The organism is Roseibium sp. JB4-4 (assembly GCF_055693425.1).
Window position 1 is genome coordinate 3,808,517 of record NZ_CM146333.1, and the last position, 13,383, is coordinate 3,821,899.

Genomic DNA, 13,383 nt, shown 5'->3' on the forward strand with positions numbered 1-13,383 from the left:
CCCTATTGCGCTTTCCGGTAGACTGACACGTTCTTGAAACTTGCGACATCAACAAGGTGCACGGTCTGGGTGATGGTCAGCGTGTTGCCGTCGTCGGAGAGCTGCCGCTCGGCCTTCATGATTGTCAGTCCGCCGCGCCTGGCTTCGGAAACGAGGGTGCGGTCACCTTCGAAGACGAGGCGCATTGCGTCGACCAGCCCGCTTTTGCCGAGTTTTACTTCCGGACCGTCGGGCATCGCCTCGAAGGTATCGTTGGTGACCTCGCCTTCGGCTGAAACCTGATTCATGGTGAAACAGGCCATACCGAAATTGTCGTCGATTTTCAGCGTTGCGCTCTTGGGCGGATCGCCCTGTTCGAAATCGCTTTCCTCGGTATCTAGGATCCAGGAGCCCAGAAAGGGTGCAAGTTTATCTTCGATCATCTGACCAACATGGGTAAAAGGAAAAACCGCCACCGGCATAGCCGCTGGCGGTTCCGCGTGCAAATTGTAAAGCCTATCAGGCGCTCAGCGCAGACAGTTCTGCAACGATGGCATCGCCCATTTCGGAGGTCGAAACCGTTGCCTGACCTTCGCCTGCAATGTCCTTCGTCCGCAAGCCTTTGTCGAGTGCAACAGCGATTGCCTTGTCCAGTTTGTCGGCTGCTTCCACTTCCTCAAAGGAATACCGCAGCGCCATGCCAAAGCTTGCGATCATTGCAATCGGGTTGGCAGCGCCTGTACCGGCGATGTCCGGAGCGGATCCGTGGACGGGTTCATAAAGTGCCTTGCGTTTGCCGGTCGCTTCGTCAGGTGCACCGAGCGAGGCAGAGGGCAGCATGCCAAGCGAACCGGTCAACATCGCGGCAACGTCAGACAGCATGTCACCGAAGAGGTTGTCGGTGACGATCACATCGAACTGTTTCGGCCAGCGGACCAGCTGCATGCCACCGGCGTCGGCCAGCATATGCTCCAGTTCAACGTCCTGATAGCCGTTGCCATGGGTCTGCGTGACGACCTCGTTCCACAGAACGCCGGACTTCATGACGTTCCGCTTTTCCATAGAGGTGACTTTGTTGTTCCGCGTACGGGCGAGTTCGAAGGCAACCTTCGAAATGCGCTCGATTTCATAGGTGTCGTAAACCTGAGTATCGACACCGCGCTTCTGGCCGTTGCCCAGGTCGGTAATTTCCTTCGGTTCGCCGAAGTAAACGCCGCCCGTCAGTTCCCGAACGATCAGGATATCAAGCCCTTCGATGATGTCTTTCTTCAGGGATGATGCATCGGCAAGGGCCGGGTAGCAGATTGCGGGACGCAGATTGGCAAATAGTTGCATGTCCTTGCGAAGACGCAAGAGGCCCGCTTCAGGACGGACTTCATAGGGAACGTCGTCCCATTTCGGACCGCCAACTGCTCCGAAAATGACTGCGTCGGCGGCCATGGCCTTTGCCATGTCTTCTTCGGAAATCGACTGGCCGTGAGCGTCATAGGCCGAGCCGCCGACGAGACCTTCTTCCGTCTCGAAGGACATGTCGCCGTTTTCGTTGAACCAGCTGATTACCTTTTTCACTTCCGGCATGATTTCCGGGCCAATGCCGTCACCCGGCAGAAGCAGAAGTTTTTGAGAAGCCATGGACGTTCCATCCCGCATTGTTGAAAACCGATTGCGCTGGGTTACCGTGTTGGTTCCGCTCTTTCAAGGCAAAGCCAGTTGCGAAGAACTCAATCAACGGCGTCGGAAAGGTCAATAACACCCTGATGCTGAGGGATGTGGTGCGTCCCTGACCTGCTGTCATGGCACAAATTGACTTTGTTCAAACGGCTACAAGCCGATCATCCATTCCCTGCCAGCCTGAAAGAACAGGTTCACCGCCAGTGCGGTCATCACCCATTTGAAACCGGTCTTGAACGTTTTCTCGTTCATCTTGCCGAGCAAACGAGAGCCGGCCAGCGTGCCGAGAAATCCACTGGCGATCATCAGCACTATCAGCCCGAGCCAGGGTGCAAACGCAAAGCCAAGTGCACCGAATGCCAGAACTTTGAACACATGCATCATCATCGCGGTGATCGCCTGGTTGGCGACAAACTGGTGGCGGGTCAGTTCGAGCGTCGACAGAACCGCACCGCCAATTGGTCCGGATGCTCCAAAGAACATCGACAGAAACGTGGACGCAAATCCTGCTCCTGCCATGGCGCGCTTGCGTGCCTTGCCGAATTTCGGTGCCTTGCCCCAGACAATCCAGATGACGAAACAACCAATGCCGGCTCTGAGGACCGCCGCGGGCAATTCAACAGCTATTGTGCCCCCCAGCGCTGCGCCAAGAATGGCGCCACAGGCGAACCAAATTGCGATCAGCCAGTCGACATGTTTGATCTGAACGATGGCCCGCCCGGCGTTTGAACCAAGCTGCACCATACCGTGGACCGGTACCAATGCACTTGCCGGCATGATCATCGCCATGATCGCGATGAGAGCAATGCCGCCGCCAAGACCCACGGCGGCTGTCATTGCAGATGTGAAGAAACTCACCCCGATCAGCGTGATCGTTGCAGCCAGGTGCAATTGGTCAGTCAAAATCGCGGCAAAAAAATCAGACAACTCAGGACCATCTCGTATTGGCGTAATTGACGGCTTCCCGGACGTCGAGCTTCCGCGTTGAATTGCCGCTGCGCAGGTAGAAGACCGATGCCTTGTTTTCTTCCATATAAACCGCGCGCGGCGCCGGCCGAACGATGATCATGGCCACATCCTTTCCGCCGACGGTTGCAAAGACGGTGTGAATGTAGGGGCAGAGGTCGCCCCCCAGGTTTTTGGAAACGACGTCATTGACCGTTCGCTCAAAAGCGTCGAGATCAGGGCTCTTGAGTGTTGCAAGGTCCTTGTCAAGGCCAAGGGGTTCGCCCGCATCATTGACCCCGATCAGAAGATGCCCACCTTCAGCGTTGTAGAAACCGGCCAGCGTCTTGGCGATGACTTTCTCCAGGCCACGGTTGACGTGGTTTTCCTGCATGTCCCAGCGCAGCGAAGATTTGAACTCGACCCGGCTCGTTTCCCCTCTTTTCATCAGGTCGGGGATCAATGTGGTCTGCTCCTCTCGCAAGGACTTATAGGCCTCAGAGGTCTGCATGTAGTTCCGGCTGAATACGCCGAAGGCCAATCCGACGATTGCGCCGACAAACGTATAGGCGACGGCAACATCCAAATGCCTGGGAAGTAAAACGAGCCAGAGGCGCGCGGAGAGAAACTCCATCAGGTTGGGTGCGGTTTCAGAAAAGCGCGACAACTCCCACCAAACCACGATCAGGTTCAATGGATGGATAACCAGAACGCCAACAAAGGCGCCGAGGATCACGTAGTTTGCAATGAAAGAAAGTCTGAACGGAGAGAATGACATAGAAGGGCCTGAGAGAAAACGCCGGTCGCAACCGGCGCTTTCATATCACACTTTTTCTCAGGCTGCCGCAGGCATGGCGGTTTCCACCAACTTCACCCAGTAGGAGCAACCGACCGGAATCAGATCGTCGTTGAAGTCATATTCGGGATGGTGAAGGCCGGCACTGTCGCCGTTGCCGGCAAATATAAAGGCGCCCGGGCGTTCTTCCAGCATATAGGAAAAATCCTCGCCACCCATCATCGGCTCGATCCGGCGGTCGACCTTGCCTTCACCGGCGATGCCTTCGGCGATATTTGCGGCAAAGTCTGTTTGATCGTCGTGATTGGCCGTCACCGGATATCCGCGAAGGAATTCCAGCCTGGCCGTCGCGCCGAATGTTTCAGCCGTACCTTTGACAATGGCCTCCATCCGCTCTTGAGCAAGGTCACGCATTTCAGGTGTGAGTGTGCGTACGGTGCCGCGCAGGAAAACCTCCTGCGGGATCACGTTGAAGGCGTTGCCTGCCTGGAACACGGTGACGGAGACAACCACAGAATCAAGCGGATTGGCATTTCGGCTGGCAATAGTCTGCAGCACCGACACCATTTTTGAACCGACGACAATCGGGTCGATGGTCATATGAGGCTTTGCGGCATGGCCACCCTTGCCGATGATCGTGATGCGGAACTCGTCGGTAGCAGCCATGATCGGGCCCTTGCGGATCGCAAATTCTCCGACAGGCAAGCCTGGATAATTGTGCATTCCATAGACTTCGTCGATGGGCCAACGGGTCATCAGGCCATCGTCGATCATGGCTTTTGCGCCCGCGCCGCCTTCTTCCGCCGGTTGGAATATTACGACAACCGTTCCGTCAAAATTGCGGGTTTCGGCAAGGTATTTTGCGGCTCCGAGCAACATGGCCGTGTGACCGTCATGACCGCAGGCATGCATTTTGCCGGGCACCTTGGACGCGTAGTCTTTGCCGGTCGCTTCCTCAATCGGCAACGCGTCCATGTCGGCACGAAGGCCAATTGTCTTGCCTTGCCCTCCGTTGCGGCCCTTGATGACGCCAACAACGCCCGTTTTGCCCAGCCCGGTGGCCACTTCGTCGACGCCGAAACTTTCCAGAAGTTCGGCTACTTTGCCTGCGGTCCGGACGGTTTCATAAAGAATTTCCGGGTTCTCATGGATATCGCGGCGCCAGGCCGTGATTTCATCTGACAGATCCGCAAGACGATTTATGACTGGCATTTAGAACTCCTGATACGGCAGGCCGAAGGTGTTTGACACTCAAGCGGCTAACCTATCGCAAGCCGTCAAAAGGGGAAGTGGCAAAGGTGAAAATCTTTGTGTTGCCAACCGATCCGCGCAAAAGGAGCACGCAAAGGTCCTGGGCTCAAGCTGCCTGAAACCGGAAGACCTGTGTTCGTTTTATCTCATTGTCTTCCAGCGCGCCCGTTACCGGAACAACATATGTTGCCAGTTCTTCAAGGCGTTCCTCCGGCAGATAGGATCTTCCGGGGTCGCCAATGAACACCAGCATTTCTTCTTGTACCGCACGTTCAAGCATTGCCAGCACTTTTGTCGCCATGCGCTGATCGTAAAAGACATCGCCACAAAAGAGTACGTCCGCATCGGGCAAGCTGGAAGCCGTGATGTCTGTGGTTTCGTGTGTCAGGGAGACACTGTTCAACGCGGCATTGAGTTTGGTCGCGGCAAGAGCAAACGGGTCGATATCCACCGAATGGCAGCTTGCGGCGCCTGCCATCATGGCGGCGATCCCGACAAGTCCGGACCCGCAGGCAAAATCGAGCACTTTCTTGCCGCGGACCAGCTCTGGCGTGTCAAGAATGTAGCGGGCGAGGCCTTGCCCCCAGCCCATGCAAAGGCCCAGAATGGTGGGGCAAGACCAATTTCGCCAAGCTGCTCTTCCGTCTTTTGCCACAAAGCCATGGCTTCGTCGGCCAAATGAAGCCGGATCTCCTCAGCATGAGGAACCGGCTTGACCTTCGTTTCCCGCAGGATGAACGCGGCCGGATCCTCGATTGCAGCCATATCAGGCCGGCCCTTTCAATCCGCCCATTTCGCAGACGAGTTTCCATTCGGCTTCCGTGACCGGCTGAACCGACAGGCGCATGGAGGTTACCAGCGACATTTTTTCAAGCCTTGGCTCGGCTTTTACCTGTGCCAGGGTCACGGGCTGGGGAATGTCGCAGACGGCTTTGAAGTCAACACATTCCCAGCGTGGATCATCTGTCGTGCTGTCTGGGTGAATTTCGCTGCAGACTTCCACGACACCGACAACTTCCTTGCCGATATTGGAATGATAGAAAAAGGCCTTGTCGCCGATCTCCATGGTTCGCATGTTGTTGCGCGCCTGGTAATTCCGGATGCCGTCCCATTCCTCACCGGCCTCACCCTTGGCTTTTTGCTGGTCCCAGGACCACTTGTCCGGCTCGGACTTGATCAGCCAGTACTGCACTTACGAAGCCTCCGGGTTTTTGATCACCCAGTTCCAGGGGCGGATTTCCACGCTCTCGAACAATCCGGCCCGGGCGTAGGGATCCTCTTCCGAAATCGCCAGCGCTTCATCGCGGTTGGCGGCTTCAATAACCACCAGCGAACCGGTCATGTTGCCTTCATCATCGGTGAACGGACCAGCGGCTTTGAGCCCATTGCCGAGAGCCTTCAGGAAACCGATATGGGCTTCTCTGTTGTCAAGGCGGGTTTGAAGTGCACCCGGTTTGTCGGTGCAGATCAGTGCATAGAGCATGTAAGGGAACCTCGAGTTGCCAATTCTTGCCAGAACCTAGGCTCGACGCTATGCAAACTCAATGCTGATATGCCGTGTGAGAGTACGGAAAACCGTTTTTTCCGTCCGATTACCCGCCGGACCTGCGGTTCGCCAATGAAGCCAGGAACGAGACTGGCAGTTCAGACAACTTCCGATTCAGGTTTCAGCGGCCTTGCCATTAGTGTGTTGAGGGCATCGTCAATGGACAAATCTTCATCGATCATTCTTGCCACTGTGTCACAGATCGGAACGTCAATGTCGTGTTTCTGACCGAGTTTGACTGCAACACGCGCCGAATAGGCGCCCTCGGCCAGTTTGCCGCCAGCGGAGATCAACTCAGAGGCCATAAAGCCTTCGCCGAGGCGCAGCCCAAAGGAGAAATTGCGCGACTGGCTGGACGAGCAGGTGAGTACCAGGTCGCCAAGACCGGAGAGACCGGTCAGTGTTTCAGATTGTGCACCCATTGCGGTCCCGAGACGGCTGAGTTCGGCAAATCCGCGCGCGGTCAGGGCAGCTTGAGCACTTGCGCCAAGTTTCCGACCGACAACCGCGCCGCAGGCAATGGCCAGGACATTTTTCAGGGCACCCCCGATCTGGGCACCGAGAATGTCGATCGACGCATAGGGACGGAAACAGGGCGATTGCATTGATCTCGCAAAGGTTCAGAGCCGTTTTGGTCGAGCTTGCTGCGACGGTGACCGCCGTTGGCAGGCCGCGCGCGACATCGTCAGCAAAACTCGGACCCGACAGCACTGCAGCTTCGGCACCCGGCAATTCTTCGCTCAGGACTTTTGACAGAAGCTTGCCGGAAGTCTGCTCGATACCCTTTGCACAGAGAACGACGGGCCCATGCGTCCTGCCGGTTTCCTTGAGCGCTGCCAACATCGCACGGGTCGTCTGTGCCGGTGTGACCAGCAGTAAAGCGTCTGCACCGGCAACCTCTTCCAGTGAAGTGGTCGCGTTCAGGTCTTCGTCGAAGGTAATGCCGGGCAAATATCGGCTGTTTTGTCTGCGTGACCGGATATCGGAAACTATGCCCGGATCGCGCGCCCACAGGCGCACGTCGCTGCCGGAGCGGGCTGCCGTGAGGGCCAGGGCGGTTCCCCATGCGCCACCGCCGATGACACCAATGGTCTTAATGGCGCCCATTGCTCTGCCTTTCCATGCGCGTCCGTAGTGTTTCAAGCTGCGCTCCAAAACCTTGAAAGAACCGGGTTTCGGCGGGCGCATCTTCGGCAAACAAATCGAGCCAGAACAAGCGAAACCGGATCGGCGGTCCGCCTGTGCTCGGGCTCATTTCATAGTGTTCCCACTCCACCTCCGGCTTTTGCAGAATACGGCCGTGGAAATGTCGCCGCCGATGCAGTCCGTCGAGACAATTGGGAACACCTTCGAAGATATGGTCCTGGTCGGCGAACGATTCGAACGCGATATCCAATGAAAGTCCTGTCTCTTCAACGAATTCGCGTCTCGCGCCCTGCAGATAGCTTTCGCCTGGATCGAGTGTGCCTCCTGGTACTTGCAGGTCCGGGTTGGGGTGGTCTGGTTCGATAAACACCAGAAGCTCCGGCCCACAGGTCAGATAGACATAAGCCTTGTGGTAGATCTGCATGACCAGGTTCTCCGGATCCAAATTGGCTCAGGCTGCGTCTTGTAGCGGTGCCAAACGCTTGCGAAGCAATGCGAGCGGAGTGCCGAATGCTGCAAAAAAGGCTTCTTCGTTCATTGCTTCGGGACCAAAGAGATCAATCCAGAAAAAACGGTAACAAATCGGATCTCCTCCGCTGCTTGGAAACATCTCGTAATGTTCCCAATTCTCCTTGGGCCGCTTTGGAATCGTGACATGATAGTTGCGGCGAATGTGGCGGCCCTTCAACGGGCGGTCCGGCGGTGCAAGATATTGGCCGACCTTTGGCAAGGTTTCAAAAGGCAGGTCCTGATCAGAAAAATGATCAAAGGCTACGTCAAGCGTCAGGCCGGTTTCCTCGGCAAATTCGCGCATGGCTCCCTTTAAGAAGCTCTCACCGGGATCCACGGTGCCACCTGGAACCTGCAGGCCGAGATACGGCGTGTCAGGTTCGTTGAAGACCAGAAGGTCCGTGCCGCAGGTCAGGTAAACATAGGCCTTGTGGTAGACGCGCATTCAAATGGGATCCATCTTGCAGAGCTGAAGTTTCCTATCAGGCTCGGGCGACATTCCAAAGAATTAGTTTCAGCAGAAACTCATCAATTCCCGTTCCGGCAATAGCTCAGGGTAGCCCCCGCCGCCAAGGCTTCAGACCTTGGCGCCTTTTTTGCCCGCACCGAGAACGCCGGCGTTGGCGCTGTCCAAGGGCCAGCGCGGACGGGGTGAAAGCGTCATGTCGTCAACGGGACCGAGTTGCAGGCGTTCAAGGCCTGCCCAGGCAATCATCGCCGCATTGTCCGTGCAAAGCGACATGGGTGGAGCCACGAAACGGGCATTTGAAGCTTGGGCTGCCGAAAGCAGGCTTTCGCGAATTTCCTGATTTGCGGCGACTCCGCCGGCAACCACAATGACCGGTTCGGCATCCGGGTGTTTCTCGCCGAAAAGCTCCAGAGCCGACTTGGTTCGGGCCGCAAGAACGTCGGAAACGGAACGCTGAAATGCCGCACAAAGGTCGGCGACTGTCTGGTCATCGACCGGCTCCAGTTTCTTGGCCTGTGTGCGAAGCGCGGTTTTTAATCCCGCAAAAGACATATCGAGCCCTGGTCGGTCGAGCAGGGGGCGCGGCAATCTGAAACGGGTGACGTCGCCTTTTTCAGCCATTTTTTCAACGTGAGGCCCTCCCGGGTATGGAAGGCCGAGCAGCTTGGCGGTCTTGTCAAAAGCTTCGCCAATTGCATCGTCGATGGTGGTGCCAAGCCGTTCATAGTCGCCAACACCGCGAACCAGCAGAAACTGGCTATGGCCGCCTGACACTAGGAGCAGCAGGAATGGAAAATCCAGATTGTCGGTCAAGCGGGCGGTGAGCGCGTGCCCTTCCAGATGGTTGACGCCAACCAGAGGTTTGCCGGCCGCCATGGCAATCGCCTTTGCGGTCATGAAACCGACAATGACACCGCCGATCAGACCAGGGCCAGCTGTTGCCGCAACTGCGTCGATGTCATCCCAGTCACATCCGGCCTGTTGCATTGCCTCATCGATGATCCGGTCAAGTATGTCGATATGCGCGCGTGCTGCAATTTCGGGCACGACGCCACCGAAAACGGTGTGTTCGTCAATCTGCGAGCGGATCGTGTTGGAGAGGATTTTTCTGTCTTCGGGGCCTGTCACGACCGCCGCGGCTGTTTCGTCGCAGCTGGTTTCGATTCCCAGAACGGTTAGAGTGGTCCTATTGTTGTTTTTCTTGACTGAAGTCATTGGTTTTTCAGCTGTGGCCTGTGATAGGTCATTCGATCAGACAAAATAGCGTGCCCGGCGACAGACTGCCGGGCGTAACATCTGGACGGTAAATCTTGCAAACAAATCCTTTGCGCATTGGAACCCGGGGAAGCGCGTTGGCGTTGGCGCAGGCACATGAGACCCGTGAAAGGCTCATGGTGGCACATGGCCTTGGTGAAGATGCTTTCGAGATCGTTGTGATCAAGACTTCGGGCGACAAGATACAAGACAGACCGCTTTCGGAAGTGGGCGGCAAGGGCCTCTTTACCAAGGAGATCGAAGAAGCCCTGCTTGACGGACGGATCGATATTGCCGTGCACTCTTCCAAGGATATGCCGACGGTGCTGCCTGATGGTCTCGCCTTGACGGCATTCCTGCCGCGCGAAGATGTGCGCGATGCGTTTTTGTCGCCAAAGGCCAAGACACTCACCGAACTTCCACATGGAGCCGTGGTCGGATCAAGTTCCTTGCGCCGTCAGGCCATGATCAAGCGGTTGCGGCCGGACCTGGAAGTGGTGATGTATCGCGGCAATCTGCAGACGCGTTTGCGCAAACTGGCCGAAGGCGAAGTTGATGCGACACTGCTTGCAGCGGCCGGTTTGAGACGGCTTGGGCTTGAGAACGAGATCACCAGTTTGCTTGGAACGGACGAATTTCTGCCTGCTGTCGGACAGGGGGCGATCTGCATCGAAAGCCGCGAGAAAGATGAGGCAACGCTTGCCATGCTGGCAGCGATCCATGACCAGGAAACGCAATATCGTCTGGATGCTGAACGTGCCTTCCTGGCCGTTCTTGACGGGTCCTGCCGGACACCGATTGGCGGCCTTGCCTCGATTGCCGACGGTGTCATGAATTTCAAAGGGGTTGTGCTGAAACCGGATGGTTCTGAAATGCATGAGGCCACCAACGAAGGCAATGTGTCCGATGCCGTTGAAATCGGCCGCACAGCCGGGGAGGCACTGAAAGCCAAGATGGGTCCCGGTTTTCTGGCGGATCACTAACAGGGCAATGCGGTTTCTGGTGACACGCCCTCAACCGGATTGCAGGCGAACCGCAGACAAATTGCGGGCTGCAGGACATGTTGCCGACGAAGCGCCGCTTCTGGAGTTTCGGTCATGTCCACCTGCTTCGTTTGGTTTGCAGGCGACCTCTGCTCTTGCAGTAACAAGCCGGCGTGCGGTTGCGGTTCTTGCCAGACACACAGAAATTGAACTGCTGCGCAAGCTGCCTGTGTTTGCTGTGGGGGAGGCAACCGCCGGAGCTTGCCGTTCTGCCGGTTTTGAACACGTCTGCACCGCTGGTGGAAATCTCAAAGGGCTGTCGCAACTGATTTGCGACCACAAGGCGGAAATTTCCGGTGGGCAACTGCTCTACCCGGCTGCCGCCGACCGGTCGGGTGATCTCGTCGGATTGCTGGCAAAGGCCGATATCCAGTGCCGTCTTTCAGTTGTCTATTCCATGGAACCGGCGAAGAATTTCCCGGCCGAAGCGCTCAGTGCCGCCCAGCAGGGGATCACGGATCGCGTTCTCATATTTTCGAGGCGAACTGCAGAAGTGCTGCGGAACCTGATCGGATCAGGAGAACTTGAACACATTTTTTCCAGTTTGCCGGTTTACGCCATTTCGCAACAGGCTGCGGAGCCGATATCAAGGATCATGAGGGTGCATGTCGCAGACGCACCAAATGAAAAAGCCCTGCTGGATCTGGCGTTAGCGGAGTGTTAACCAGATCCGGGAGAGTCGTTCTTTTGCAGCGCGCAAAAGACTTTGGCGCAGCGGTACCGCTTCGCAAAGAGGTGTGTATAGTGAAGATCTTGGAACCGATTGGGTTCAGGAGGAAACGAGATGGCGACGGACAAGAAATCTTCTGACGGGACATCCTCTTCTGGCGGAAGTGGGTCCAAAGGTGAAGGCGCTTCCGGGGATAAGGGCGCTGCCAAATCCTCGTCAGGGAGCGCAAGTGCATCCTCCGCAAGTTCGAAGCGTCCGGTGACCATTGATCTGAAGGCCGAAAAGGTGGATGCCAAATCCGCTGGAAGCACGGCTACACCGCCGAAAACCGGCGCTGCGAGTAGCACACCGACAACGGGCTCCAAGACAGGTGGCAGCGGACCGTCTGGCGCGGCGCCTTCTGCGGCTAAATACGCATCCTCAGCATCATCTGGTGCTGGATCCAAGGGAACGAAACCAGGCAGTTCCGCGACAGGATCTCCTTACAGCTCGCCCAAAAGCAGCGCGGCGTCCGCGAGCACGTCTTCGTCAAGCTCGTCTTCCAAGTCTTCGACGAGTTCAACAGCTTCGAAACCGTCCGCGCCTGCCAGCGGTACGTCCACCGGATCGAGCCGCACCGGCGCTTCGGCCAGTTCATCACCGGCAACCGGTTCCACCACATTTTCAAATCCACCAGCGGCAGAAGACCGCGGTGGTGTCGGCGCCTTCGGTGTTCTGATTGCTGCCGTCATCGGCGGCATCATCGTGCTCGGCGGTGGTTTTGGTCTTCATCAGGCCGGCATCTTGAAGTTAACACCCGAGCAGGATCTGCAGGTTGCCGGCGCACTTTCGGCAGCGGAAAGCAAGATCGCGGATCTGGAGGAGAAGCTCGGCGAGATAACGTCGAGCGCCGCCAATTCCGATGCAGGCGGAGCCCTGTCAGCTCTAGAGGGCAAGGTTGCCGCGCTTGAAGGCAAACTTGAGGATGCAGTGTCGGCAACATCCAGTGACGCCGGGTCAGCAGTCGAAGCGCTCAAGCAGGAGCTTGAGAGCCTGAAAAGCGATGTTGCATCTGTAAGTGCAGCTGGCAGTGGTGGAGCAGCGGTTGATCTGACGCCGTTGCAGGATCGTGTGTCTGCATTGGAAAATTCCCCCAGTGGTTCGTCTTCCGTTGGCGTAAAGCCACTTGAAGACCGTCTTGAGAAACTGGAAGCAGCAACAACCTCTTCATCGTCCGAAGCTGAGAAGCTCTCCGGATCGGTGTCCGGTCTGGACACGCAATTGGGTGAATTGAAGACGACGCTTGGTGAATTGCAGACGCAGCTGGACAACACTGCGGCGACAGCCAAGGCTGCTCAAACCGCCGTCTCCACATCCGACGTCTCCCTGAAGACCCTTGCCGACAGCCAAGCGCGCGCGACGGAAACGCTTTCGAGCCTTTCGGAGGACATCAAGTCGGTCGGCAGTGCAAACAATTCGGCAGTGGAAACCATCCGTTCCGAACTGGAATCAATGTCCAAACGCCTTGCCGCGGTTGAAGCCACTATGGGAGATGCCACGGCTCGCGAAGTTGCCGCGCGTGCGCTTTCTGTTTCGGCGTTGAAATCAGCCGTGGATTCCGGTCGCCCATATGAAACCGAACTGGCAGCAGTAAAGGCCGGCCTGCCGTCGGATATCGATCTGAATGCACTTGAGGCGCATGCGTCCGCTGGTGTTGAACCAGTGGCAGTTCTCATAGCTCAGTTTCCACCTGTTTCTCAAAAGATTTACCAGACTTTTGCCGAGCCGGATCGTTCGGGCGATGTGATTGACAATCTCTTGTCCAGCGCCAGATCGATCGTCAGTGTTCGCGGTCTTGGCGATGGAGATGGGAGTGGGCCAGAGGCTGCGTTGCACAGGATGGATACTGCGGTTAGCCAAGGCGATCTGAAAGCGGCAATCGCTGCATATCAAGAGCTTCCTGCCGATGCTCAGTCCTTGGCTGCAACGTGGGTAGCGCGGGCACAAGCCCGTGTTGAAGTCGACGACCTGACCAACAAAGCCTCAGAGGAAGTGCTCAATGCGCTTGCCAATAAAGAAAGCTGATCGGCAGCTGCGGCTCGCCGGAAAAAACGATACACGACC

Annotated in this window: 13 protein-coding genes and 2 pseudogenes; 3 read left to right on the forward strand and 12 right to left on the reverse strand. The window is 56.8% G+C overall.

Translation table 11 applies throughout. The annotated features are described in order from the left end of the window. Positions 1–2: 2 nt before the first annotated feature. The 12 genes and pseudogenes from ACZ1HV_RS17975 to tsaD form a co-directional block, all read right to left on the reverse strand. Complete coding sequence (locus ACZ1HV_RS17975; RefSeq protein WP_298817211.1) at positions 3–455, reverse strand: hypothetical protein; 453 nt, start codon at positions 453–455, stop codon at positions 3–5. A gap of 43 nt (positions 456–498) precedes the next feature. After that, a complete protein-coding gene (gene leuB, locus ACZ1HV_RS17980) occupies positions 499–1,611 on the reverse strand; it encodes a 3-isopropylmalate dehydrogenase (RefSeq protein WP_298963676.1) in 1,113 nt (370 codons plus the stop codon). A gap of 189 nt (positions 1,612–1,800) precedes the next feature. Next, complete coding sequence (locus ACZ1HV_RS17985; RefSeq protein WP_298963678.1) at positions 1,801–2,577, reverse strand: sulfite exporter TauE/SafE family protein; 777 nt, start codon at positions 2,575–2,577, stop codon at positions 1,801–1,803. A 1-nt stretch (position 2,578) separates the two neighbouring features. Then, positions 2,579–3,373 carry an AlbA family DNA-binding domain-containing protein gene (locus ACZ1HV_RS17990; RefSeq protein ID WP_298817207.1) on the reverse strand — a complete coding sequence of 265 codons (795 nt, stop codon included), beginning with the start codon at positions 3,371–3,373 and terminating at the stop codon, positions 2,579–2,581. 57 nt (positions 3,374–3,430) lie between these two features. Continuing rightward, the gene (locus ACZ1HV_RS17995) at positions 3,431–4,603 is read right to left on the reverse strand and encodes a M20 aminoacylase family protein (RefSeq protein ID WP_298817205.1); all 1,173 of its coding nucleotides are present in this window, start codon (positions 4,601–4,603) and stop codon (positions 3,431–3,433) included. Positions 4,604–4,748: 145 nt separating this feature from the next. Continuing rightward, positions 4,749–5,407: pseudogene (locus tag ACZ1HV_RS18000) on the reverse strand (class I SAM-dependent methyltransferase). A gap of 1 nt (position 5,408) precedes the next feature. After that, a complete protein-coding gene (locus ACZ1HV_RS18005; RefSeq protein ID WP_298963680.1) occupies positions 5,409–5,834 on the reverse strand; it encodes an EVE domain-containing protein in 426 nt (141 codons plus the stop codon). Beyond that, positions 5,835–6,125, reverse strand: a complete 291-nt coding sequence (locus ACZ1HV_RS18010) for a YciI family protein (protein WP_152499673.1) — start codon at positions 6,123–6,125, stop codon at positions 5,835–5,837. It abuts the gene before it with no gap. Between the two features lie 161 nt (positions 6,126–6,286). Further along, positions 6,287–7,295, reverse strand: a pseudogene (locus ACZ1HV_RS18015) (NAD(P)H-dependent glycerol-3-phosphate dehydrogenase). Continuing rightward, on the reverse strand, positions 7,282–7,758 hold the full coding sequence (locus ACZ1HV_RS18020; protein WP_472715908.1) for an NUDIX hydrolase: 477 nt from the start codon (positions 7,756–7,758) through the stop codon (positions 7,282–7,284). Before ACZ1HV_RS18020 ends, ACZ1HV_RS18015 begins: the two are co-directional and overlap by 14 nt. Before the next feature lie 27 nt (positions 7,759–7,785). Beyond that, the gene (locus tag ACZ1HV_RS18025) at positions 7,786–8,289 is read right to left on the reverse strand and encodes an NUDIX hydrolase (protein WP_298963681.1); all 504 of its coding nucleotides are present in this window, start codon (positions 8,287–8,289) and stop codon (positions 7,786–7,788) included. Between the two features lie 132 nt (positions 8,290–8,421). Next, a complete protein-coding gene (tsaD, locus tag ACZ1HV_RS18030; RefSeq protein ID WP_472715909.1) occupies positions 8,422–9,528 on the reverse strand; it encodes a tRNA (adenosine(37)-N6)-threonylcarbamoyltransferase complex transferase subunit TsaD in 1,107 nt (368 codons plus the stop codon). Positions 9,529–9,623: 95 nt separating this feature from the next. Here tsaD and hemC point away from each other — a divergent pair, with 95 nt between their 5' ends. The 3 genes from hemC (at position 9,624) to ACZ1HV_RS18045 (ending at position 13,344) form a co-directional block, all read left to right on the forward strand. Continuing rightward, positions 9,624–10,550 (forward strand): hydroxymethylbilane synthase, encoded by a 927-nt coding sequence (gene hemC / locus ACZ1HV_RS18035; protein ID WP_298985365.1) that lies wholly within the window; start codon positions 9,624–9,626, stop codon positions 10,548–10,550. Positions 10,551–10,569: 19 nt separating this feature from the next. Further along, positions 10,570–11,274: a uroporphyrinogen-III synthase gene (locus ACZ1HV_RS18040; RefSeq protein WP_472715910.1), complete on the forward strand. Its 705-nt coding sequence runs from the start codon at positions 10,570–10,572 to the stop codon at positions 11,272–11,274. Between the two features lie 120 nt (positions 11,275–11,394). Further along, positions 11,395–13,344: a COG4223 family protein gene (locus tag ACZ1HV_RS18045; protein WP_472715911.1), complete on the forward strand. Its 1,950-nt coding sequence runs from the start codon at positions 11,395–11,397 to the stop codon at positions 13,342–13,344. Positions 13,345–13,383: the final 39 nt, after the last annotated feature.

Bases quoted from the DNA above. Each gene is read 5' to 3' on its own strand.
- leuB (WP_298963676.1), bottom strand. From the start codon at position 1,611: ATGGCTTCTCAAAAACTTCTGCTTCTGCCGGGTGACGGCATTGGCCCG.
- ACZ1HV_RS17990 (WP_298817207.1), bottom strand. From the start codon at position 3,373: ATGTCATTCTCTCCGTTCAGACTTTCTTTCATTGCAAACTACGTGATC.
- ACZ1HV_RS17995 (WP_298817205.1), bottom strand. From the start codon at position 4,603: ATGCCAGTCATAAATCGTCTTGCGGATCTGTCAGATGAAATCACGGCC.
- ACZ1HV_RS18010 (WP_152499673.1), bottom strand. From the start codon at position 6,125: ATGCTCTATGCACTGATCTGCACCGACAAACCGGGTGCACTTCAAACC.
- ACZ1HV_RS18020 (WP_472715908.1), bottom strand. From the start codon at position 7,758: ATGCAGATCTACCACAAGGCTTATGTCTATCTGACCTGTGGGCCGGAG.
- ACZ1HV_RS18025 (WP_298963681.1), bottom strand. From the start codon at position 8,289: ATGCGCGTCTACCACAAGGCCTATGTTTACCTGACCTGCGGCACGGAC.
- tsaD (WP_472715909.1), bottom strand. From the start codon at position 9,528: ATGACTTCAGTCAAGAAAAACAACAATAGGACCACTCTAACCGTTCTG.
- ACZ1HV_RS18045 (WP_472715911.1), top strand. From the start codon at position 11,395: ATGGCGACGGACAAGAAATCTTCTGACGGGACATCCTCTTCTGGCGGA.